This is a genomic window from Streptomyces sp. NPDC008313, from assembly GCF_042956125.1.
Lineage (GTDB): Bacteria > Actinomycetota > Actinomycetes > Streptomycetales > Streptomycetaceae > Streptomyces.
Genome location: NZ_JBIBFR010000006.1, coordinates 28,096 through 49,356 on the forward strand (window position 1 = coordinate 28,096; position 21,261 = coordinate 49,356).

The 21,261-nt window shown below is 76.0% G+C and carries 20 protein-coding genes; 16 read left to right on the top strand and 4 right to left on the bottom strand.

The window, feature by feature from the left end; translation table 11 throughout:
- The first annotated feature begins 2 nt into the window (after positions 1 to 2).
- The 12 genes from tgmB (at position 3) to ACFY93_RS09980 (ending at position 13,559) form a co-directional block, all read left to right on the top strand.
- Positions 3 to 989 carry an ATP-grasp ribosomal peptide maturase gene (gene tgmB / locus ACFY93_RS09925; protein ID WP_391355585.1) on the top strand — a complete coding sequence of 329 codons (987 nt, stop codon included), beginning with the start codon at positions 3 to 5 and terminating at the stop codon, positions 987 to 989.
- Between the two features lie 271 nt (positions 990 to 1,260).
- Positions 1,261 to 1,809: a hypothetical protein gene (locus ACFY93_RS09930; protein ID WP_391355587.1), complete on the top strand. Its 549-nt coding sequence runs from the start codon at positions 1,261 to 1,263 to the stop codon at positions 1,807 to 1,809.
- Positions 1,810 to 2,173: 364 nt separating this feature from the next.
- Positions 2,174 to 3,193 carry an NAD-dependent epimerase/dehydratase family protein gene (locus tag ACFY93_RS09935; protein WP_391355590.1) on the top strand — a complete coding sequence of 340 codons (1,020 nt, stop codon included), beginning with the start codon at positions 2,174 to 2,176 and terminating at the stop codon, positions 3,191 to 3,193.
- Positions 3,194 to 3,336: 143 nt separating this feature from the next.
- Positions 3,337 to 5,001, top strand: coding sequence for a carbamoyltransferase C-terminal domain-containing protein (locus tag ACFY93_RS09940; protein WP_391355593.1), 1,665 nt, complete (start codon positions 3,337 to 3,339; stop codon positions 4,999 to 5,001).
- A complete protein-coding gene (locus ACFY93_RS09945; RefSeq protein ID WP_391355596.1) occupies positions 4,998 to 6,107 on the top strand; it encodes a glycosyltransferase in 1,110 nt (369 codons plus the stop codon). The genes ACFY93_RS09940 and ACFY93_RS09945 overlap by 4 nt, the downstream gene beginning before the upstream one ends.
- Positions 6,104 to 6,817 (top strand): HAD-IIIA family hydrolase, encoded by a 714-nt coding sequence (locus ACFY93_RS09950; protein ID WP_391355599.1) that lies wholly within the window; start codon positions 6,104 to 6,106, stop codon positions 6,815 to 6,817. Before ACFY93_RS09945 ends, ACFY93_RS09950 begins: the two co-directional genes overlap by 4 nt.
- The gene (locus tag ACFY93_RS09955; protein WP_391355602.1) at positions 6,814 to 7,896 is read left to right on the top strand and encodes a glycosyltransferase family 9 protein; all 1,083 of its coding nucleotides are present in this window, start codon (positions 6,814 to 6,816) and stop codon (positions 7,894 to 7,896) included. The genes ACFY93_RS09950 and ACFY93_RS09955 overlap by 4 nt, the downstream gene beginning before the upstream one ends.
- A complete protein-coding gene (locus ACFY93_RS09960) occupies positions 7,893 to 8,858 on the top strand; it encodes a glycosyltransferase (protein WP_391355604.1) in 966 nt (321 codons plus the stop codon). Before ACFY93_RS09955 ends, ACFY93_RS09960 begins: the two co-directional genes overlap by 4 nt.
- On the top strand, positions 8,855 to 10,132 hold the full coding sequence (locus ACFY93_RS09965; protein WP_391355607.1) for a glycosyltransferase: 1,278 nt from the start codon (positions 8,855 to 8,857) through the stop codon (positions 10,130 to 10,132). Before ACFY93_RS09960 ends, ACFY93_RS09965 begins: the two co-directional genes overlap by 4 nt.
- Before the next feature lie 204 nt (positions 10,133 to 10,336).
- Positions 10,337 to 10,981 (top strand): SIS domain-containing protein, encoded by a 645-nt coding sequence (locus tag ACFY93_RS09970; RefSeq protein ID WP_391355609.1) that lies wholly within the window; start codon positions 10,337 to 10,339, stop codon positions 10,979 to 10,981.
- Entirely contained in the window at positions 10,978 to 12,378 is a 1,401-nt protein-coding gene (gene rfaE2 / locus ACFY93_RS09975) for a D-glycero-beta-D-manno-heptose 1-phosphate adenylyltransferase (protein ID WP_391355611.1), read from the top strand. Before ACFY93_RS09970 ends, rfaE2 begins: the two co-directional genes overlap by 4 nt.
- Before the next feature lie 95 nt (positions 12,379 to 12,473).
- Positions 12,474 to 13,559 carry a glycosyltransferase family 9 protein gene (locus ACFY93_RS09980; protein ID WP_391355614.1) on the top strand — a complete coding sequence of 362 codons (1,086 nt, stop codon included), beginning with the start codon at positions 12,474 to 12,476 and terminating at the stop codon, positions 13,557 to 13,559.
- On the opposite strand, the gene ACFY93_RS09985 is transcribed toward ACFY93_RS09980, so the two are convergent.
- Positions 13,543 to 14,811 (bottom strand): MFS transporter, encoded by a 1,269-nt coding sequence (locus ACFY93_RS09985; RefSeq protein WP_391356217.1) that lies wholly within the window; start codon positions 14,809 to 14,811, stop codon positions 13,543 to 13,545. The two genes, ACFY93_RS09980 and ACFY93_RS09985, sit on opposite strands and share 17 nt — an antisense overlap.
- A 461-nt stretch (positions 14,812 to 15,272) precedes the next feature.
- Between ACFY93_RS09985 and ACFY93_RS09990 the strand changes: the two genes are divergently transcribed.
- The 4 genes from ACFY93_RS09990 to ACFY93_RS10005 all read left to right on the top strand — a co-directional run bounded on the left by ACFY93_RS09990 (position 15,273) and on the right by ACFY93_RS10005 (position 19,225).
- Positions 15,273 to 16,340, top strand: coding sequence for an NAD-dependent epimerase/dehydratase family protein (locus tag ACFY93_RS09990; protein WP_391355616.1), 1,068 nt, complete (start codon positions 15,273 to 15,275; stop codon positions 16,338 to 16,340).
- Positions 16,337 to 17,344, top strand: coding sequence for a glycosyltransferase family 9 protein (locus tag ACFY93_RS09995; protein ID WP_391355619.1), 1,008 nt, complete (start codon positions 16,337 to 16,339; stop codon positions 17,342 to 17,344). Before ACFY93_RS09990 ends, ACFY93_RS09995 begins: the two co-directional genes overlap by 4 nt.
- Positions 17,341 to 18,237 carry a glycosyltransferase gene (locus ACFY93_RS10000; protein WP_391355621.1) on the top strand — a complete coding sequence of 299 codons (897 nt, stop codon included), beginning with the start codon at positions 17,341 to 17,343 and terminating at the stop codon, positions 18,235 to 18,237. Before ACFY93_RS09995 ends, ACFY93_RS10000 begins: the two co-directional genes overlap by 4 nt.
- Positions 18,238 to 18,310: 73 nt before the next feature.
- Entirely contained in the window at positions 18,311 to 19,225 is a 915-nt protein-coding gene (locus ACFY93_RS10005) for a glycosyltransferase (protein ID WP_391355624.1), read from the top strand.
- A gap of 31 nt (positions 19,226 to 19,256) precedes the next feature.
- On the opposite strand, the gene ACFY93_RS10010 is transcribed toward ACFY93_RS10005, so the two are convergent.
- Genes ACFY93_RS10010 through ACFY93_RS10020 form a run of 3 tightly spaced genes read right to left on the bottom strand, consistent with a single transcriptional unit; the run spans position 19,257 to position 21,042 of the window.
- Complete coding sequence (locus tag ACFY93_RS10010; RefSeq protein ID WP_391355627.1) at positions 19,257 to 20,027, bottom strand: metallophosphoesterase; 771 nt, start codon at positions 20,025 to 20,027, stop codon at positions 19,257 to 19,259.
- Positions 20,024 to 20,338, bottom strand: coding sequence for a BON domain-containing protein (locus tag ACFY93_RS10015; RefSeq protein ID WP_391355630.1), 315 nt, complete (start codon positions 20,336 to 20,338; stop codon positions 20,024 to 20,026). The genes ACFY93_RS10010 and ACFY93_RS10015 overlap by 4 nt, the downstream gene beginning before the upstream one ends.
- A complete protein-coding gene (locus tag ACFY93_RS10020) occupies positions 20,335 to 21,042 on the bottom strand; it encodes a nucleotidyltransferase family protein (RefSeq protein WP_391356220.1) in 708 nt (235 codons plus the stop codon). Before ACFY93_RS10020 ends, ACFY93_RS10015 begins: the two co-directional genes overlap by 4 nt.
- Positions 21,043 to 21,261 lie beyond the last annotated feature (219 nt).

Here is a 21,261-nt window from a genome sequence, read left to right on the forward strand (position 1 = left end):
CGATGACGGTTCTGATCCTCACTTGCGAACAGGACGTGACGACGGACATGGTCGTGGCGCACCTGAACGATGCCGGTGTTCCGATGGTCCGGCTCGACCCCGCCGACCTGCCCGGCGGGGTCGCCCTCTCCGGCGAGTACGTGCACGACGTCTTCCGGGGCCATCTGTCCGCCGGAGGCCGGCTCGTCAGCATCAGCGGACTGCGGTCCGTCTGGGTGCGCAGGCCGGGCATGCCCGCCACGCGGGTCCCGGAGCCGTCCGCCTGGCTGACCGAGGAGGCCTCGCAGGCGTTCTACGGCATGCTGCGCGGCACGGGCGCGCGCTGGATGAACCACCCGGACGCCGCGCGTCCGGCCCGCCACAAGCCCTGGCAGCTTCACCTCGCCCAGCGCGCCGGGCTGCCCGTGCCGGCCACGCTCATCACGACCTTCCCCCAGGCCGCCCGCGACTTCGCCAGGCGCTTCACAGACCTGGTGGTCAAGCCCGTCTCCGGCTCGCATCCGCACGAGTACGCACGGGTGGTGCCGACCAGCCGGGTCGCACCGGGCACCGACTTCGCCGACGTCGCCTTCGGCCCCACCCTGCTGCAGCGCCGCGTCGCCAAGCGCGCCGACATCCGCCTGACCGTCGTCGGCGACCGCCTCTTCGCCGCCCGCAAGGTCGTCGCCCCGGACGCGGACCCCGACGAGGTGGACGTCCGCTTCGCCACGTCCGCCGAGCCCTGGCGCCCCGTCGACACCCCGCCCCGGGTCGCCGAGGGGGTGCACGCCTACCTCCGGCTCGCCGAACTCACCTACGGCGCCTTCGACTTCGCGGAGGACGCCGAGGGCGTCTGGTGGTTCCTCGAGTGCAACCAGTCCGGCCAGTTCGGCTTCGTGGAGATCGAGACGGGCCAGCCCATCGCCCGTACGGTCGCCCAGTGGCTCGCCGCCTCCCCGGCCACGCCCCGTGTCCCGAAGGCGCGCGCCGCCACCGACGAGCCCGCCTGACCCGGTCCGCGGCGGACCCCGTCGCCGGGGTCCGCCGACAGTGGACGCGGGTGGCGGCGGAAGGGTGGCGGCCGAGGCCGAGGGCGAGGGGACGCGGGGCGCGGGCGGCCAGGCGCCCGGACGGCGGGCGCGGCGGGTGGCGTCGCGGGTGGCGGTGGCGCGGGTGTGGCCGATGCCACTGCCCTTCAGTGGCCTGCGTCATGTCGCCCGGGGAAAGGCGCGGGCTACGGTGCCCGTCCGAGCCCCCAGCAATCCATCCCCGGACGGTCCAGTGCTCGCAGACCTCTCCCCGCTCATAGCGGCGACCGCACAGTGGCTGACCCGCGCCTACCCGGCGGGCGGCGGCGTGCTCGACGCGACCCTCTGCGAGGTCCAGGCCCGGCAGGCCGTGACGGTCGCGGCGTGGCTGCGCTACCCCACGGTCGTCGACGCCTCGCTCGTCGGCCTGGTGGGACCCGGCGGATCGGCCCGGCTGTACTGGATCACGGGTACCGACGGGCCGCCGCCCGGCACGGACGGTGACGACTGGGATGTCCAGGCGTGGCGCACCTGGGTCGACGAGGTCGTCGTCAGCTGGGCGGCCTGTCTGCTCACCGATCCCGCGCTGGCCGGCGCGGCGGTGGCGGCGCTCGCCGACTGCGAGCACACGGCGGGCGCGCCCTTCGACTTCCGGCGCCTGCTCACCCCCGACGAGCACGACCGGCGTGCGGCGGCGCTGCTGCGCCACCCCGACCTGCTCGCCCCCGTCTCGGCACTCCACCACGGGGGGCTCCTCGACCGCCTGAAGGCGGAGAACGCGCCGGACCCCCTCCTCGGCTGACTGCGCACCGCCCGGTGCGCCCTCGCGCACCGCGCCCACGTCTCCCGCGCGGCTCCACCCCGCGCTCGTATCAGCCCACCCTCTCCTGGCAGGGGTGAATCAGGCATTGGTGCACATAGCTACACAAAGTAGTCGTTCGCTTCTCTGTGCATGAGGTGCGGGCAGCTGGGAAACCAGGGACACACAGCAACAAATGGGGCGATATGGCCATCGCTCAGCGTGAGTCACCCGGATGCCCTACACCACCGAGCCGTGGACGCCCGAACGGCGGACGCTGACCGGGACCGGGCCATCACCGGTCCCGTCGGAGTCCACAGCCGAGGACGCGGGCTCGAGGCGCCGCCGCGCACAGAGGAGACCGATCATGAGCACCGTTTCTCCGCAGAACCGCCAGAACTGGGAACACGCCGTCGTCACCGGCGGAGCGGGTTTCGTCGGTTCGCATCTGTGCGCCGCGCTGCTCGAGTCGGGCACGGCCGTCACCTGTGTCGACGACTTCAGCACCGGCCGGCACAGCAACGTCTCCACCCTGCGGGGCCGCCCCGGCTTCACCCTGGTCGAGGCGGACGTCTCCGAGGAACTGCCCGTCGAACGGCCTCCCGACCTCGTCCTGCACTTCGCGTCCCCCGCGTCGCCCGCCGACTATCTGCGGATGCCCCTGCATACGATGGAGACCGGCAGCCTCGGCACCCGCAACGCCCTCGAACTCGCCCACGCCTGCGGAGCCCGCTTCCTGCTCGCCTCCACCTCCGAGGTCTACGGCGACCCGCAGCAGAACCCCCAGGACGAGCGATACTGGGGCAACGTCAACCCGGTCGGCCCGCGCAGCGTCTACGACGAGGCCAAGCGGTTCGGCGAGGCGCTGACCACCGCCCACGCCGAGGCGCAGGGCACCGACACCGGCATCGTGCGGCTGTTCAACACGTACGGGCCGGGGATGCGCGGCCACGACGGCCGCGCCGTTCCGACGTTCGTGCGCCAGGCACTGGACGGCGAGCCCCTCACCGTCACCGGCGACGGAAACCAGACACGGTCCCTGTGCTACGTCGACGACACCGTACGGGGGATCCTCGCGGCGGCCGTGCACGGCATGCGTGGCCCCGTCAACATCGGCAACCCCACCGAGATCACCATGCTGGAGCTGGCCCGCCTCGTCATCCGCCTGACGGGCTCACGTTCCGAGATCCGCTTCATCGAACGGCCGACCGACGACCCCGCGGTGCGCTGCCCGGACATCTCCCTGGCCCGCGACAAGCTCGGATGGGAGCCGCAGGTGGCCGCCGAGGAGGGGCTGCGCCGCACCATCGACTGGTTCAGGGCGGACGCGGACGCCGACCCGGAGCACGCACCGCTGACCGCGGTCCACCGGAGCGGGAACCGCTGACCGGGAGCACCCGCTGACGCTGACCGCCCGCCGGGAACCACCGCCCGTGGACCGCCGGCCGGGCACACGGGCCGCGCCTCCCCGGTGACGCCCCTGCCCGCCCCGGACCCCCGTCGGCCCGAACCGCCGAAAGGCCTCGACCCATGCGCATTCTCGGAATCAACGCCCTCTTCCACGATCCCGCCGCCGCGCTCGTGATCGACGGCCACACCGTCGCCGCCGCGGAGGAGGAGCGCTTCTCCCGCCGCAAGCACGGAAAGCGCCCGGTGCCGTTCTCCGCCTGGGAACTGCCGGAGCGGGCCGCGGCCTGGTGCCTGACCCACGCGGGACTGCGCCCCCAGGACCTCGACGCCGTCGCCTACTCCTACGATCCCGAACTCGCCAGGCCGGCCGAGTCCATGGGGCTCGACGACCCCTGGGACCACCTGCGGCAGACGTACGCCCGCGAGGCCCCCGGCTTCCTCGCGTCCGCGCTGCCGGGTCTCGACCCCGGCATCGTCCGCTTCGTGCCGCACCACATGTCCCATGCCGCGTCGAGCGCGTTCGCCGCACCCGACGCCGGGAACTCCTCCGTGCTCGTGCTCGACGGCCGCGGGGAACGCGCCTCGCACCTCGCCGCCCGCCGCGTCGGCGACCGCCTGGAGCCCCTGTACGCACAGGAGTTGCCGCACTCGCTCGGGCTCGTCTACGAGGAGCTGACCGAGCACCTCGGATTCCTGCGCTCCAGCGACGAGTTCAAGGTGATGGCCCTCGCCTCCCACGGCACCCCGCGTATGCTCGCCGAACTCCGCCGCCACGTGTATCCCACCGGTGACGGAGGGTTCCGCGCCACCGCCGTGCCCTGGCACGAACTCTGCGCCCCCCGGGGCCCGGACGAGCCCTGGACCCAGGACCACGCCGACACCGCCGCGAGCGCCCAGGCCGTCCTGGAGGAGACGCTGCTCGACCTGGCCCGCTGGCTGCACGGCCGCACCCACGACCGGGTGCTCACCCTCGCCGGGGGAGTGGCCCTCAACTGCGTCGCCAACTCCCGCATCGCCCGCGAGGGACCCTTCTCCCGGGTCTGGGTGCAGCCGGCCGCCGGTGACGCCGGGACCGCGCTGGGCAGCGCCCTGCTGCTGGCGGCCGGCGCGGGCGACGAACCCGAGCCGTTGACCGGCGCCGACCTCGGCCGGGACTGGTCGGACGCGGAACTGGGAGCCTGGCTGAAGACGGCCGCCGTGCCGTTCGAACGCCCGGCGGACATCGCCGCGACCGTGGCCCGGACCCTCGCCGACAACGGCATCGTCGCCTGGTTCCAGGGCCGCTCCGAGTACGGGCCCCGCGCCCTCGGGCACCGCTCGCTGCTCGCCCACCCCGGGCACGCCGGCAACCTGGAACGGCTCAACGACGTCAAGGGCCGCGAACAGTTCCGGCCGGTCGCCCCGATGGTGCTCGCCGACCGCGCCCCGGACATCTTCGACGGGCCGATGCCGAGCCCGTACATGCTCTTCGTCCACGACGTGGCGCCCGGCTGGCGCGAGCGCATCCCGGCCGTCGTCCACGTCGACGGCACCGCCCGGATCCAGACCGTCGACCCCGCGCGGGAGCCTCTCGTCGCCCGGATGCTCGGCGAGTTCGAACGGCTCACCGGACTGCCCGTCGTGGTCAACACGAGCCTGAACACCGCGGGCAGGCCCATGGTGGACGACCCGCGCGACGCGCTGGAGTGCTTCGGCTCCTCGCCCGTCGACCTCCTCGCCGTCGGACCGTACGCGATCCGCCGCCAGGACCTCTTCCGCACCGGCCGGGAGGGGGAGGTCCGATGACCGCGCACCCGCCGGACCCGAAGGCCGCCGGACCGGACCCCCGGGACACCGGACACACCGACGGCACGTACGCGGTGGTGATCCCGACACTCGGCCGCCCCAGCCTGGGCGTCTGCCTGCGCGCCCTCTCCCGGGCCGAGGGCCCGATGCCGCTGCGGATCGTCCTCGTCGACGACCGCCCGGACGGCACCGGCGCCCCCCTCGACGCCGCCGTCCCGGAGCGGCTGCGCGCCGTCACCGACGTGGTGCGCGCGGACGCCCGCGGCCCGGCCGCCGCGCGCAACACCGGATGGCGGGCCGTGGGCCGGGTGCCCTGGATCGTCTTCCTCGACGACGACGTGGTCCCCGGCCCCACCTGGGCCGACGACCTCGCCCTCGACCTCGCCGCGGCCACCGCGCGGACCGGTGCCGTCACCGCCCGGATCGACGTGCCGCTGCCCGTGGACCGGCGCCCCACCGACTGGGAGCGCAACACCGCAGGGCTCGCCACCGCCCGGTGGATCACCGCCGACATGGCCTACCGCCGCCGGGCCCTCGAGAGCGTCGACGGCTTCGATGAACGCTTCCGGCGGGCCTTCCGCGAGGACGCGGACCTCGCGCTGCGCGTCCTCGGCGCCCGCTGGACGGTGGTGTCCGGCAACCGCTCCACGACCCACCCGGTCCGCCCGGCCGGACGCTGGACCTCCGTACGGCTCCAGGCCGGCAACGCCGACGACGTCCTGATGACCCGGCGGCACGGCCGCGACTGGTGGAGCAGGGCCGCGGCCCCGCGCGGACGCCTGCCCCGCCACCTCGCGGTGACCGGCGCGGCCGCGGCCGCCCTGACCTGCGCGCTGCTGCGCAGGCCCCGGGCCGCGGCGGCCTGCGCCGCCGCCTGGCTGAGCGGCACCGCCGAGTTCGCCCTGGCCCGCATCAGCCCCGGACCGCGCACCCCGGACGAGGTCGCCACCATGGCGGCGACCAGCGTGCTCATCCCGCCGGCCGCCACCTGGCACTGGCTGCGCGGGCAGTTCGTCCACCGGGGCACGGCCCGGTACCTGCCGCCGGAGACCGGGGGACCGCCGCGAGCGGCGAGGCCCGCCGCCGAGGAACGGGTCGGTTCATGACGGGTCACGCGAAGCCGCACCCCCGACAGGCCCCCGTACGGCCGGAGTCCGGGCCCTGGCTCCTCGACGGTCCCGCGCCTCCGCGCCCGCCGGCCGCCGCGCGTCATGCCCTCCCGGCCGCGGTTCTCTTCGACCGTGACGGCACGCTGGTCACCGACGTGCCCTACAACGGCGACCCCGGGCGGGTCCGGCTCATGCCGACGGCCCGCGAGGCCGTGGACGCCGTACGCCGCCGCGGGATACCGGTGGGCGTGGTCAGCAACCAGTCCGGCGTCGCCCGCGGCCTGCTGACCCGCCGCCAGGTGGAGGCCGTCCGCCACCGGGTGGAGGAACTGCTCGGCCCGTTCGCCGTCTGGGCCGTCTGCCCGCACGGCCCCGCCGACGGCTGCCCGTGCCGCAAGCCCGCCCCCGGTCTGGTCCTCGCCGCCTGCGAACGGCTCGGCCTCCCCGCCGAACGCGCCGCCGTCATCGGCGACATCGGCGCCGACATGGAGGCCGCCCGCGCCGCGGGCGCCCGCGGCGTGCTGGTACCGACCCCCGTCACCCGCCGCGAGGAGACCGCCGCCGCCCCCGCCGTCGCCGACGGCCTCCTGGAAGCCGTACGCCTCCTGCTTGCCCCGGACCCGCTCCCGGCCGTCCGGCCCGGCGACGACGCCCGCCCGCCCGGGCCCGGGCATCGGGCGCGCCCCATGACGGAGTGGTCGCGATGACCGGCCCCCGTACGCTTCCCCGCACCCTCGTCGTCCGCCTGGACAGCGCCGGTGACGTCCTGCTGGCCGGCCCCGCCCTGCGCGCGGTGGCGGCGGGCTCCTCGTACACCGCGCTGCTCTGCGGACCCCAGGGCGTGCAGGCGGGACGGCTGCTGCCCGGCGTGGACGAGGTGCTGGAGTACGACGCCCCCTGGGTGGGCCTCGAACCGGCCGAGGTGTCGCGGCCCGCGACACGGCACCTGCTCGAGGAGATGTCGGCCCGGCGCTTCGACCGCGCCCTCGTCCTCGTCTCGTACCACCAGAGCCCGCTGCCGGCCGCGCTTCTGCTGAAGCTGGCCGGGATCGGCCGGATCGCCGCCGACAGCGAGGACTACCCCGGCGCCCTGCTCGACCTGCGGCACCACCGGCTGCCCCACCGGCACGAGGCGGAGGCGGCGCTCGACCTGGCCCGCGACGCCGGATTCCCGCTGCCCCCCGCCGACGACGGGGCGCTGCGCGTCGCCGCCCCGCCCGACACCACCCACCTCAGCGGCCACGAGCCGTACGTGGTGCTCCACCCCGGAGCCGCCGTACCGGCACGGGCCTGGAGCCCCGCACGGGCCCGGCGCGCCGCCGCCGCGCTCGCCGCCGGGGGCCACCGGGTCGTCGTCACCGGAGGCCGCGCGGAACGGGAGCTGACCGCCCGGGTGGCGGGCACCCACGCACTGGACCTCGGCGGCGCCACCGACCTGCCGCGCCTGGCGGGCGTGCTGGCCCGGGCGCGGGTGGCGGTCGTCGGCAACACCGGCCCCGCCCATCTCGCCGCAGCCGTCGGCACCCCCGTCGCCTGCCTGTTCGCACCGGTCGTACCGGCCGAACGCTGGCGTCCGTACGGCGTCCCGCACGTCCTGCTCGGGGATCAGCGGGAGGCGTGCGCGCGGAGCAGGGCCCGCCACTGTCCCGTCCCCGGCCACCCCTGCCTCGACGGGGTGGGCGACGCCGAGGTGCTCGCCGCGGTGGCCGCACTCGCCGGCGACCGCACCGGGCCGCCGCACGGGAGCGGCGGCGGCCGCGAGACGGAACGAGGAGCGACCGTATGAACATCCTGCTGTGGCATGTGCACGGCTCCTGGACCACGGCCTTCGTCCAGGGCCCCCACACCTACCTCGTCCCGGTGACACCGTCCAGGGACCCGGACGGCCTCGGCCGGGCCCGTACCTTCTCCTGGCCGGCCTCCGTGCGGGAGGTGACGCCCGAGGGGCTGCGCGAGACGCCCGTGGACCTGGTGGTCCTCCAGCGCCCGCACGAACAGGACCTCGCCGAGCGCTGGCTCGGCGGACGCAGGCCCGGCAGGGACGTCCCCGCCGTCTACCTCGAACACAACGCACCGGACGGCGACGTGCCCGGCACGCGTCACCCGTTCGCCGACCGCGACGACCTGACGCTCGTCCACGTCACCCACTTCAACCGGCTGTTCTGGGACTGCGGCACCACCCGCACCGAGGTGATCGAGCACGGCATCGTCGACCCGGGACACCTGTACACCGGCCGGCTGCCCCGCGCCGCCGTCGTCGTCAACGACCCCGTGCGGCGCGGCCGTCACACCGGAACGGACCTGCTGCCCGCCCTGTCCGAGGCGGCCCCGCTCGACGTCTTCGGCATGCGCACCGAAGGCCTCGCCGCGCACCTGGGCATCCCCGACGACCGGTGCCGCTCCGCGGACCTCCCGCAGCGCGAACTGCACGCCGCCCTGGCGGACCGGCGCTGCTATCTGCACCCCGTGCGCTGGACGTCCCTCGGGCTCTCGCTGCTGGAGGCCATGCACCTGGGCATGCCGGTCGTGGCCCTCGCCACCACCGAGGCCGTCGAGGCCGTCCCCCCGGGCACGGGCACCCTGTCCACCCGGCCCGACGTCCTGGCACGGGCCGCGCGGCGCTATCTGGAGGAACCGGACGCGGCCGCCGAGGACGGCGCCCGCGCCCGCCAGGCGGCTCTCGAACGGTACGGACTCAAGCGCTTCCTCGACGACTGGGAGCGCGTGATGACGGAGGCGCGCTCATGAACCCGACCCCCGGCCCCTTCCTGAGCGGGCCGCTCACCCCCGGCCCCGTCGGCCCCGGCTCGCTGTCGGTCGCTCTCGTCTCGGAGCACGCGAGTCCGCTCGCCACCCTGGGAGGAGTGGACGCGGGCGGACAGAACGTCCACGTCGCCGCCCTCGCGGGCGCGCTGGCCGACCGGGGTCACCAGGTGACCGTCTTCACCCGCCGGGACGCGAGCGACCTGCCCGACCGGGTGCTCCTGCGCGAGGGAGTGCTGGTCCACCATGTGCCCGCGGGACCGCCCGAACAGATACCGAAGGACGAACTCCTGCCGTACATGCCCGAGTTCGGCCGTCACCTGGCCCGCGTCTGGCGGACCCGGCCCCCCGATCTGGTCCACTCGCACTTCTGGATGTCGGGCCTCGCCTCCCTGCGCGCGGTGCGCGAACTGGGGCTGCCCCTGCTGCACACGTACCACGCGCTCGGCACCGTGAAGCGACGCCACCAGCAGTTCGCCGACACCAGTCCGCCCCGGCGCATCGCCCTGGAGACGGAGGTGGGCCTCGGCTGCGACCGGGTCATCGCCACCTGCCGGGACGAGATCGCCGAACTGGGCCGGATGGGCGTGCCCGAAGCCAGGACCAGCGTCGTGCCGTGCGGGGTCGACACCGACCTCTTCGTGCCCAGGGGACCGGCCGCCGGACGGGGGCCCTGCCGGTACCGGCTCCTCCAGCTGGGCCGGGTGGTCCCGCGCAAGGGCGCCGCGGTGTCCATCGCCGCACTGGCCCGGCTGCCCGACACGGAACTCGTGATCGTCGGCGGCCCCCCGGCCGGCCGGCTCGACGACGACCCGGAGGTCCGCAGGCTGCGCGGCGTCGCCCGCGAGGCGGGCGTCGCCGGCCGGGTCCGCTTCACCGGCGGACTGCCCAGCACCGAGGTCCCGGCCCTGCTGCGCGGCGCCGACGTGGTGGTCTGCCCCGCCGACTACGAACCCTTCGGCATCGTCCCGCTTGAGGCGATGGCCTGCGGCCGCCCGGTCGTCGCCAGCGCGGTCGGCGGACAGCTCGACACCGTCGCCGACCCGGCCACCGGACGGCTGGTGCCGCCCCGCGACCCCGAGGCCCTCGCCCGAGCGGTCGGCGAACTCCTCGCCGACCCGGCCGCGCGTGAGGCGTGCGGCGAGGCCGGCCGGCGCCGGGTCCTGCGCCGGTACGGCTGGGGGCGGGTCGCGGCGGCCACCGAGGCGGTCTACGAAGAGGTCGTCGACGCCCAGCAGGCCGTGACGGGGGTGGTCTGAGCCGGCCCCCTCGCACCCCGGCCCCTTCGCGCCCAGGCGCGCACGGGCCGCGGCGCGCCCCCTGACCGACCGGCCGAGCGGCGGTACGAACGCCCGAGCGGCGTGGCGGCCGCACGGCCCGACCGACCGACCGCGGGAGCAACGATGTCCGAAGGAGGTGCGGGTCCCGCCGACGTCCCCCCGGACGCGGTACGCCCGATCCACATGACCACAACCCCTGCACTCGACGCCGCGCACCTGCACTGCCGGTCACTGGAAGTGGCCCTCGGCCGCCTGCGCCGAGCCGGCCTCGAACAGATCGCGGAGTGGGGCGACCGCCTCGCCGCGGTCCTGCCGTCCGGCGGCCGGCTGCTGGCCGCGGGCAACGGAGGCAGCGCCGCCCAGGCCCAGCACCTCACCGCCGAACTGGTCGGACGCTACCGCCGGGAACGGCCCGCCTACTCCGCCATCTCCCTGCACGCCGAGACCTCCAGCGTCACCGCCATCGGCAACGACTACGGCTTCGACCACGTCTTCGCCCGGCAGGTGTCCGCGCACGGCCGCCCCGGCGACGTCCTCGTGCTGCTCTCCACCTCCGGGCGCAGCGCCAACCTGATCACCGCCGCCGTCACCGGCCGCCGCGCCGGGCTGCGCGTCTGGGCGATGACCGGGCCGGGACCCAACCCGCTGGCCGAGGTTGCCGACGACGCGCTGTGCATCGACGCCGACAGCACCGCGACCGTCCAGGAGACCCACCTGGTGGCCGTCCACCTCCTCTGCGAGTGCTTCGACGCGGCCCTGGCCCCCGCCGAGCCCGTCCGCGCGACCGCGGCCACCCGCGCGATCGCCGCCCACGGGAGGGCGTCATGACCGGGCCGAACCCCCTCGTCGTCGTCGGGGACGTCCTGCTCGACGAGGACATCGAGGGCGTCGCGACCAGGCTCTCGCCGGACGCCGCCGCGCCCGTCGTCGACGTCACGGGCGACCGGCGGCACCCCGGCGGGGCGGGACTCGCCGCCGCGCTCGCCGCACGGACCGGCCGCGACGTGACCCTGGTGACCGCGCTCGGCGACGACCCCGCGAGCGAGGCCGTGCGCCGGGACCTGCGCGGCCGGGTCCGGCTCGTGGAGATCCCCCTCGACGGCACCCTCCCCGTCAAGACCCGCGTGCTCGCGGGCGGCCGCCCCGTCGTCCGCATCGACCGGGGCGGCGGCGAACCCGGCGAACCGGACGACGCCGTTCGCGAGGCCCTGGCGCAGGCACGCGCCGTCCTCGTCGCCGACTACGGACGGCACACCGCGAACGCCGTGCGCCCCCATCTCACGGAGGCCGCCCGCCGCACACCGCTGGTGTGGGACCCCCACCCCAGGGGCGACGCCCCCGTGCCCGAGGCACGGCTCGTCACCCCGAACGCGGCCGAGGCCCGGGCCCTCTGCCCCGGCGACGGCGAGTCCCTGCGCGCCTACGCCGAACGGGCCACCCGTCTCGTGGAGCGCTGGCGGGTCGCGGGCGTCGCCGTGACCCTCGGGGAACGCGGAGTGCTGCTCGCCAGACCCGGCACGGGAACGCCGATGCTGGTCCCGGCGCCCTACCGGGCCCAGGGGGATCCGTGCGGCGCGGGCGACTGCTTCGCCGCCACGACGGCCGCCGCGCTCGCCGACGGGGCGCTGCCCGAGGAGGCCCTCCAGCGGGCCGCCGCCGAGGCCGCCGCTTTCGTGGCGGCGGGCGGCGCCGGCAACCAGGCGCTGTGGCGCACGGCCCCCGAACCCGCCGCCGCGGACACCGCCGACACCGACGCGTTCGCCCTCGCCGAGCGGGTCCGGGCCCGGGGCGGCACGGTCGTGGCCACCGGCGGCTGCTTCGACCTGCTGCACGCGGGCCACGTCGGCCTGCTGGAGAGCGCCCGGCGCATCGGTGACTGCCTCATCGTCTGCCTCAACTCCGACGCGTCCCTCACCCGCCGCAAGGGCCCGGGGCGGCCCCTCAACCACGAGGCCGACCGCGCCCGCGTCCTCGCCGCCCTCGGCAGCGTGGACGCCGTCGTGGCCTTCGAGGAGGACACGCCGGAGGAACTGCTGAAACGCCTGAGGCCCGACGTCTGGGTCAAGGGCGGCGACTACTCCGTGCAGGACCTGCCGGAGGCCGAGGTGCTGCGCGCCTGGGGCGGCCAGGCCGTCGTCCTGCCCTACCTCGACGGCCGTTCCACCACCCTGCTGGCCCGCAGGGCCGCACGCGCCGCCGTCCCCGTCGGCCGCCGCCGGCCCTGAGACCGAGCCAGGCCGCCGGGACCAGGTCCCCGTCCCACCGGACCCACGTTCCCACCTGACCCCGTCCCACCGGACTTCGGAAGGGAGACACCCGCGTGCACGCGCATCCGAGCCCCGGCCATGAGGAACCCGCCCCCGCGGCCGCCCCCCGCGCGACCCGTCCCCGGGTCCTGGCGCTGCGCGCGCTCGGGCTGGGCGACCTGCTGACCGCCGTGCCCGCCCTGCGGGCCCTGCGCCGGCACCTGCCGGGGCACGAACTGGTGCTCGCCGCCCCCGCACGGCTGGCGAGCGCCGCCGCCGCGACCGGCCTGGTGGACCGGCTGCTCCAGGCCTCCGCTCCCGCACGGGCCGTCCCCGCCGCGCTGCCCTGGACCGGCCCGGCGCCCGACCTGGCGGTGGACCTGCACGGCAACGGCCCGCCCAGCCACCTGCTGCTCCAGCGCCTGCGCCCCCGCGTGCTCCTCGCCTACGCCCACCCGGGCACGCCCGGCATCCCCGGCCCCATCTGGCGGGACGACGAGCACGAACGGGAGCGGTGGTGCCGGCTGCTCGTCTGGTACGGCCTCGACGCGGACCCGGATGACCTGCGCATCCCGCCCCCGGGTGCCCCCTCCCCGGCGCCCGGCGCGATCGTCGTGCACCCCGGCGCCGACGCCCCCGCACGGTGCTGGCCCCGGGAGCGGTACGCCGCCGTGGCCGGGGAGCTGCACCGCGCGGGCCACCGCGTCGTCGTCACCGCGGGGGCCGGGGAGGAGGACCTCGCCCGGTTCGTGGCGGGCCGGGCCGGTCTGCCGCCTTCGGCGGTGCTGGGCGGCGCCGGTGACGTCCCCTTCGGCGATCTGGCCGCGCTCGTCGCCGGGGCCCGCTGCGTGGTGGTGGGGGACACCGGGCTCGCTCATCTGGCGACCGCCCTGGGCACACAGTCCGTCGTCCTGTTCGGCCCCGTCGCCCCCCGCCTGTGGGGGCCGCCCGCCCACGCGCGGCACCGCGTGCTGTGGCATCCGGCGGGCGACGGCTCGCCGCGTCCCGGGGACGCCCACGGCCGGACGCCGGACGCCCGGCTGCTGCGCATCACCGTGGACGAGGTCCTCGACGCCGTGCGGGCGCTCCCGCTCCCGGCGGGCCGGGACCCGCGGCCGGGGAAGGAGGCGTCCCTTGTCAGGCTCAGGCGGCCGTGCTGAGACCGGGGCGCGCCGTGATACCCGTCTCCTCCGTCCGCAGCACCACCGGCACCGCGGTCCGGCGTCGCCGCAGCAGGTGACCGGCGCCGATCGACCCGGCGATGATCAGCCCGCCGGCCACCAGCGCGCCGCGCGCCCCGGCCGTCTCCATGAGCAGGCCGAGGGCCGGCGGCCCGCCGAGTCCCCAGGCGGTGCTGATGCTGCCCCAGACACCGAGGACACGGCCGCGCAGATGGGCGGGCGGGTCGGTCTGCAGCACCGTCGTCCCCGCGGTGTCGGAGACGGACTCCACCACGGCCATGGGCAGGACCAGGACCAGCAGCACGGCGAGCGAGGGCGAGAGGCCCGCGACGACCTGGAGCAGGGCGCCGACGGCCGCCAGGGTGCCCACCAGCCGTACGGACGGCCTGCGCAGCCGGGCGCCGAGCACCGCGCCGAGGATGCCTCCGACGGCGAGGACGGTCGACACCGTCCCGAACGCCCCGGCGCCCCCGGCGAGCGGCCCGGTGACCAGGACGGCCAGGGTGAGGCCGTAGTTGCGGCCGAACACCGCGCTGATCCCGGTGACGCCGGCCAGCGCGACCAGCCGGGGCCGCCGCAGGAAGAAGGCCAGCCCCTGCCGCACGGTCATGTCCGGCGCGGCCGGCCGGTCGCCGCGCCGGCCGGGAGCCGCCGCCCCGGCGGACCCGGCACCGTGCCCCGCCGGGTACGCGGGCCGCAGGAAGGGGATGACCGAGGCCACGAACAGGAAGGACAGCCCGTTGGCCGCGTACGCGGAGGCCGTGCCGAGGAACGCGACGGTCACACCGGCCAGTCCGGCGCCGACGAGCCGGCCGGCGCTGTGCACCAGCGAGCCCACGCCGATGGCCGACGGGACGTCCTCGGTACGGACCAGGTCGTTGCCGAGCAGGGCGCAGGCGGGGCCGTCGACCGTGGCGATGAGCCCGGTGACGGCCGCCAGCGCCATCAGCGCGGTCAGGTCCAGCCTGCCGAGCGCGACGAGCGTGGCCGTGACGAAGGCGACGCCGCCGAGGAGGGCCTGGCTGACGGCCGCGGTGAGCTTGCGGGGCCAGCGGTCGACGGCCGCACCGCCCACGAGGCTCATCAGCAGCGCGGGCGCGGCCTGGACCGACATGGACAGGCCGGTCGCGGCGGCGGACCCGGTGATCTGCAGCACCAGCAGGTTCTGCACGGTGAGCTGCATCCACGTCCCGGCGTTGGACATGAAGTTGGCGACGGACCACCAGCGCATGCTGCGGTACTTCAGCGACCGCCAGGGGGAGCGGGCCTCGTCGGCGGACGGGGGCTTGGGCACGGAGGTGTCAGGTGAGGAAGGCACAGGCGCACTCGCAGACGGGTCCCGGGGGACGGAGGCGAAGGAGTCGGCGGGCGCGGAAACCGGCTGCGCTGCGCGGTCACTCCACCAGATCTCGAGGACGCCGTGCCGCCGTGAGGGCGCTCACGCGCTCGGGCCCACGCTGGTGTGGCCCCCTCCCGGAGGACGGCGCCGACCATCGTGGCAGAGAAACCCCCACAGTCCCCGCCACCCCTGACGTGCACTTCCTCACAGGCGTGCACTTCCTCACAGACGGCGCGTCCCGGCCTCTGCGGGGCCTCCGCCCGGTCCCCTCCACCGCGCCACCCACGTGGCGCACTCACCCCGCCCGTCGGAGTATGAGACCGCACCGACCGGCGGAAGGAAGGGTGTTTCCCATGACACCGACGACGCCCCTCACGTCGCCGCCCCCACGCCCCCGCCCCCCGTGGGACCGCGCCCTGGTCACCGCGGGCACCGCCTTCCTCGGCTCCCACATATGCGAACGCCTGCTCGATCTGGACGTCGAGGTGGACTGCGTGGACGCCCCGGGCTCCCGGACCCGGGACAACGTCGCCCGGCTGGCCGACCGCCCCGGTTTCCGGCTCCTCCTGCTCGACCTCTCCGACCCCGGCACGCCGGACGCCCTCGCGGGCCCCTACGACCTCGTCCTCCACCTCGCCGCCGCCGAGCCGCCCGCCGACGGCCCGCCGCACCCCCTGCGGACACTGGACGCCGCCGGCCGGGGCACCCGGCACGTCCTGACCGTCGCCGACCGCGACGGCGCACGCTTCCTGCTCGCCTCCCCGGGCCGCGCCCACGGCTCCCGCCCGCCCCGCCCCCGGCCCGCGGACCTCCCGGCCGCCGACCCGGCCGATCCGCACAGCGCCCACGACGAGTCCGTCCGCTTCTCGGAGGCGCTGACCACCGCGTACGCGAGCGACAAGGGCACCGACGCCGGGATCGTGCGGGTCTTCCCCACCCACGGCCCCCGGATGCGGGCGGGCGACGGCGGCCCCGTCGCCACGTTCATCGAGCGGGCCCTGGCCGGAGAACCGCTGACCCTCACCGGCGAGGGCGGCCGCGTGCACTCACTGTGCTACGTCGACGACATGGTCGACGGCGTGCTCCTGGTCGCCGCCGGCAGGTCGGTACGGCCGGTCGACATCGGTGACGACGAGACGGCCGTACCCGAGATCGACATCGCCCGCCGGGTGATCGAGCTGACCGGCTCGGCCTCACGCCTCGAGTTCTCGGACCCCGAACCGGCGAGCCGCCCCGCCGACGGCCCCGACGAGTGCGGCGCGCCCCTGCCGGACACGGCCTTCGCCCGCGAACTGTTCGGATGGGCGCCGAAGGTCCCCTGGGAGGAGGGCCTCAAACGCACCATCGCCCACTTCACGGACGCCCGCCCGCCCCGCTCCTCGCGGGCGGCCGGCCACGAGCGGGGGGAGTGGTCCGCGTGAAAGCGCTCGTCGTACGCCTCGACGGCATCGGCGGTGTCCTGCTGGCCGGACCCGCCGTACGGGCCGTCGCCACCGGGTCCACCCACGTCACCCTGCTCTGCGGCCCCCGGGGCGCACCGGCCGCCCGGATGCTGCCCCATGTGGACGACGTCGTGGTGTGGCGGGCCCCCTGGGAGGGCCCGGGGGCGCCCGCCGTCCACGAGGCGGACCTCGACGGCCTGGTGGACCGGCTGCGGCAGGCGGCGTACGACGTCGCACTCGTCCTCACCGCCGCGCACAGCAGCCCACTGCCGGCCGCACTCGTCCTGCGGATGGCCCACGTCCCGCGCATCGGCGGCGACAGCCACGCCCCGGCGGGCAGCCTCCTCGACGTACGCCACCGGCGCCAGCCCGGCCGGCACGAGGCGCGGGCGGGGCTCGACACGGCCGGGGCCATGGGCTTCCTGCCCGGCCCCGGCGACACCGGCCTGCTGCGCGTCCTGCCCGCCCCCGACACCGCCACCCTCACCGGCAACGGCCCCTACATCGCCGTACACCCCGGGGCGGGTGCCCCGTCCCGGACCTGGGACCCCGACCGATTCGCGGAGACCGTCAGTGTGCTCGCCGACGCGGGGCACCGCGTCGTCGTCACCGGCGGCCCGGACGAGAGGGCCCTGACCCGGCATGTCAGCGGGGACACGGGCGTCGACCTCGGCGGCCGCACCGACCTGCGGATGCTCGCGGGTGTCCTGCGCGGTGCCGACGTCCTGGTCGCCGGGAACACCGGGCCCGCCCAGCTCGCCGCCGCGACCGGCACCCCGGTCGTCTCCCTGTTCTCCCCGGTCGTTCCGGCGGACCACTGGAACCCGTACGGCGTGCCGGGCGTGATCCTCGGCGATCAGCACAGCGCCTGCGCGGAATCCCGCGCCCACCACTGCCCCGTGCGCGAGCACCCCTGCCTGAACGAGGTCACGGCGCAGGACGCCGCGAGCGCGGTCCACAAGCTCCTGAAGGCAGGCACGTGAAGGGGCAGGGCCCCGGCTCGGGCCCCGCGTCCCCGCGCGTCACCGTCGCGGTCATCACCCGCGACCGCCGCGACAGCCTGCTGCGCACCCTGGACCGGCTGGCCGCCCTCCCGGAGCGGCCCCCGGTCGTCGTGGTCGACAACGGTTCCACGGACGGCACCGCCGCCGCGGTCCGCGCCCACTCGGCGAAAGCCGTGCTGGTGAGCACCGGACGCAACACCGGGGCCCTGGGACGCAACCTCGCGGTCAGCCGCGCCACGACCCCGTACGTCGCCTTCAGCGACGACGACTCCTGGTGGGAACCGGGCTCCCTCGACACCGCGGCGGACCTCTTCGACGCCCACCCCCGCCTCGGCATGCTCGCCGCGCGCACCCTGGTCGGCCCCGACGCCGTCGAGGACCCCCTCAACTCCGTCCTCGCCTCGTCCCCGCTGCCGCCCGCCCCGGATCTGCCCGGCCGCCCCGTCCTGGGCTTCCTCGCCTGCGCCGCGGTGGCCCGCCGCACCGCCTTCGTCGACGCCGGGGGGTACCACCGGGTGCTGTTCTTCGGCGGCGAGGAGACGCTGCTCGCCTACGACCTGGCGGCGCGCGGCTGGGGAGTGACGTACGAACCGTCGGTGACCGCCCGCCACGACCCTGAGCCGGGCGGGCGGCCGGGCCGCACGGCGGTGCAGCGGCGCAACGCCCTGCTCACCGCGTGGCTCAGGCGGCCGCTCCCGGTGGCGCTCGGCGGCACCGCCCGGCTCGCCGCGGCCACCGCCCGGAGGGAACCCGGTGCCGCGGACGCCCTGCGAGGCACGATCGCCAGGCTCCCCGCGGCCCTGAGGGCACGCCGGCCCCTGCCCGCACCGGTCGAGCACGCGGCCCGCCTGCTGGACCGCTCCGCCCCGTGAACGCCCGCACACCGCGGCCGGCCTCCGCGGCACCGCACGCCGAACCCCGACGAGCAGGATCAGGACGAGCCCCATGACCGATACCGCCCGGTGCCCCGACCCGCGCACCACCGTCGTCGTCATCACCCGGGACCGCCGCCCCGAGCTGACGCGCACCCTGGAGACCCTGCGCCGGCTCCCCGAACGGCCGCCGGTGATCGTCACCGACAACGCGTCCAGCGACGGCACGGCCGAGGCCGTCGCCCGCGACTTCCCCGAGGTACGGCTGCTGCGGCCGGGGCGGAACCTCGGAGCGGTCGGCCGCAACCTGGCGGTGCGCCACGCGGACACCCCCTACATCGCCTTCTGCGACGACGACACCTGGTGGGAGCCCGGCGCCCTCACCCGGGCGGCGGACCTCCTCGACGCCCACCCCGCCCTCGCGGCGGTGACGGCCCGCATCCTGGTCGAACCCTCGGGGGAGGAGGACCCCGTCGTCGCCGAGCTCCGCGACTCGCCCCTCGCCGGGCCCGACTGGCTGCCCGGTCCCGCGCTCGGCTCGTTCCTCGCGGCGGCGACCGTGATCCGGGCCGACGCCTTCCGCGCGGCGGGCGGCTTCCACCCGGGACTGTGGCTCGGCGGGGAGGAGGAACTGCTCGCCACCGACCTGCTGCGCGCGGGCCACTGGCTGGCGTACGTACCGGAACTGACCGTCCACCACGCCGCCTCGCCGGTCCGGGACAGCACCGAGCGGCGCGTCCTCGGCGTCCGCAACACCCTGTGGTTCACCTGGCTGCGCCGCCCCTGGCCGTCGGCCCTGCGCCGCACCCTCCACCTGGCCCGCACCGTGCCCCGTGACGCGGCGTCCGTACGGGCCTTCGCCCACGCGCTCGCCGGACTTCCCTGGGTGCTCGCCCAGCGCGATCCCGTGCCCGCCGTGATCGAGACGCGGCTGCTCGCCCTGGAGGAGGCCCGGCGTACGTCCACCGCCCGCCGGTACATCGGCTGACCTGCGAGGCCGCCGGGCTCCGGGCAGGGCCTCAGCCCGCCGCGGCCTCGGAGGCGGTGGCCGCGGCACCCGCCGTCTCGCGGCGCTGCAGGTGGTACACGGTGAAGGCCCGGCGGATCACCGGCTGCGCGACATTGCGGACCGGGACGCCGCCGCTGGTCATGCCGTGCTCCGTACCTGCGTGCGCGTGGCCGTGGACGGCCAGGTCCGCGCCCGCCGTGTCGACGGCCTCGGCCAGCAGATAGCTGCCCAGGAACGGGTAGATCTCCAGCGGTTCCCCGGCCAGCGTGTCCGGGACGGGGGAGAAGTGGGTGAGGGCGACCCGCACCCCGCACCCCTGTGCCGCCAGCTCGTCGAGCGACGTCCGCAGTCCGTCGGCGCAGCGACGGGTGTACCGGATGAACTCCTTCATCAGGGGCTCACCGAACTCGCTGCCGCTGCGTCCGACGAATCCGCCGCCGAACCCCTTCGTACCGGCGACGCCGACCCGCTCGCCGCCGATGTCGACGACCGTGCCCTCGCCCTCCAGCACGCGTACGCCGGCGTCCCTCAGGACGGCCGTGACCTCGTCCGGTTTCTCGTCGTGGTGATCGTGGTTGCCGAGCACCGCGACGACGGGCACGGGCAGGTCCGCCATCTCCCGGGCGACCACGCCGGCCTCCTCGGGCGTCCCGTGCCGCGTGAGGTCACCGGCCAGGAGCAGCAGGTCGGCACAGTCCGGCAGGGTTTCGAGGGCCGGCCTGAGCACCCCCTGACTGTCCAGGCCCATATGGATGTCTCCGACTGCCGCTACCCGGATCACGCCACCTCCTCGGGGTGGTCGGGGGCTGTCGCGTCGGCCACGACGACGTCGTAGTGGACGGCCAGCCCCGCCAGTTCCTCGTCCACGGTCCGCACGAGCTCCTCGCGGCAGTGCGTCGTGGGGACGGTCCCGATGACCGCCACCGACGAACCGCGCGGCTCGACGCGCATACCGAGTTCGCCCAGCTCCTCCGCGGCGAGCCGCTCCCGCAGATGCGCGATCCGGTACTCGGTGTTCGCGGTGTTCGCGGTGTGCGCACCGTGGGCCGGTGGCGCGGCGCCGGCCGGGGGGTGTCCGGCATGGTCGTTCATCGGGTTCCTCCTCGGGGTGCGATGACCTCCAGCCGCTCCAGCAGGTAGAGGAAGGCGGCCGGCATGGGCGCGGCACCGCACTCGTCGCGAACGGCCTCCCAGTCGATCTTCTCCCGCAGCTGGCGGGCGATGGGCAGGACGGTGCCGAAGTCGCAGTGGTGCTCGGAGAAGGCGGCGAGCAGGCTCCGTACCAGATCGGTCGGGGCGAGCACGGGCATGAGCACCGAGTCGACGGTCAGCACCTCGGCGCGGTCGAGCAGTTCGCCGGTGACCGGTTCGTGGGCCAGCCGGAAGATCAGGTCGATGTCCTGCCCCAGGCACGTGGCCTTGAGGAGCCAGTCCTCGGGCGGCGCGTACACGGTCAGGCCGGCCTCCTCCAGGGTGGCGGCCACCGCCTCGGCGTCCTCGGGCCGGACGCAGAAGTCGGCGTCGTGCTGGAGGTTGCCCGTGCCGCCGTGGGCGTAGACGGCGACACTGCCGGCGAGCGCGAAGTCGTGCCCCCGCCCCTTGAGGAGGGTCGCCACCTGCTTGGTGGCCTCCAGGATGGCCTGGTTGCGGTCCGGCGGCAGTTCCTCGCAGGGGTCGGGGCGACGGGCTCTCGACGCGGCCCCTCCCGCCTCGCGTGATGCCGGTTCTCCCGCCACGCGCAGTTCCGATACCGGGCCGCGCCCGTTGCGAACGGGATCGTCCGCGCTCTGCGTCACCGTTGCTCCGTCCCCGGCCGGCGGCCGCGTCGCTGTCCGTACGGGCCTGCTGGTGCCGCCCGCTGTCCTCGGCAGCACCGGTACCCGGTCGTCCGGCTGCGACACGGACGACTCGCCCGTACGGGTGCTGGGGGCACTACGGGTGTCCACCGTGACCCGCCTCAATCATGCCTCCGCCAGGCGTGACGCGTCCTCGGCCGGGTGGTCGCGTGTTCAGCA

Excerpts from the sequence above, each read along its gene's own strand:
- tgmB (WP_391355585.1), top strand. The coding sequence starts at position 3 with ATGACGGTTCTGATCCTCACTTGCGAACAGGACGTGACGACGGACATG.
- ACFY93_RS09935 (WP_391355590.1), top strand. The coding sequence starts at position 2,174 with ATGAGCACCGTTTCTCCGCAGAACCGCCAGAACTGGGAACACGCCGTC.
- ACFY93_RS09940 (WP_391355593.1), top strand. The coding sequence starts at position 3,337 with ATGCGCATTCTCGGAATCAACGCCCTCTTCCACGATCCCGCCGCCGCG.
- ACFY93_RS09945 (WP_391355596.1), top strand. The coding sequence starts at position 4,998 with ATGACCGCGCACCCGCCGGACCCGAAGGCCGCCGGACCGGACCCCCGG.
- ACFY93_RS09950 (WP_391355599.1), top strand. The coding sequence starts at position 6,104 with ATGACGGGTCACGCGAAGCCGCACCCCCGACAGGCCCCCGTACGGCCG.
- ACFY93_RS09955 (WP_391355602.1), top strand. The coding sequence starts at position 6,814 with ATGACCGGCCCCCGTACGCTTCCCCGCACCCTCGTCGTCCGCCTGGAC.
- ACFY93_RS09960 (WP_391355604.1), top strand. The coding sequence starts at position 7,893 with ATGAACATCCTGCTGTGGCATGTGCACGGCTCCTGGACCACGGCCTTC.
- ACFY93_RS09965 (WP_391355607.1), top strand. The coding sequence starts at position 8,855 with ATGAACCCGACCCCCGGCCCCTTCCTGAGCGGGCCGCTCACCCCCGGC.
- ACFY93_RS09970 (WP_391355609.1), top strand. The coding sequence starts at position 10,337 with ATGACCACAACCCCTGCACTCGACGCCGCGCACCTGCACTGCCGGTCA.
- rfaE2 (WP_391355611.1), top strand. The coding sequence starts at position 10,978 with ATGACCGGGCCGAACCCCCTCGTCGTCGTCGGGGACGTCCTGCTCGAC.
- ACFY93_RS09985 (WP_391356217.1), bottom strand. The coding sequence starts at position 14,811 with ATGCGCTGGTGGTCCGTCGCCAACTTCATGTCCAACGCCGGGACGTGG.
- ACFY93_RS09990 (WP_391355616.1), top strand. The coding sequence starts at position 15,273 with ATGACACCGACGACGCCCCTCACGTCGCCGCCCCCACGCCCCCGCCCC.
- ACFY93_RS10005 (WP_391355624.1), top strand. The coding sequence starts at position 18,311 with ATGACCGATACCGCCCGGTGCCCCGACCCGCGCACCACCGTCGTCGTC.
- ACFY93_RS10015 (WP_391355630.1), bottom strand. The coding sequence starts at position 20,338 with ATGAACGACCATGCCGGACACCCCCCGGCCGGCGCCGCGCCACCGGCC.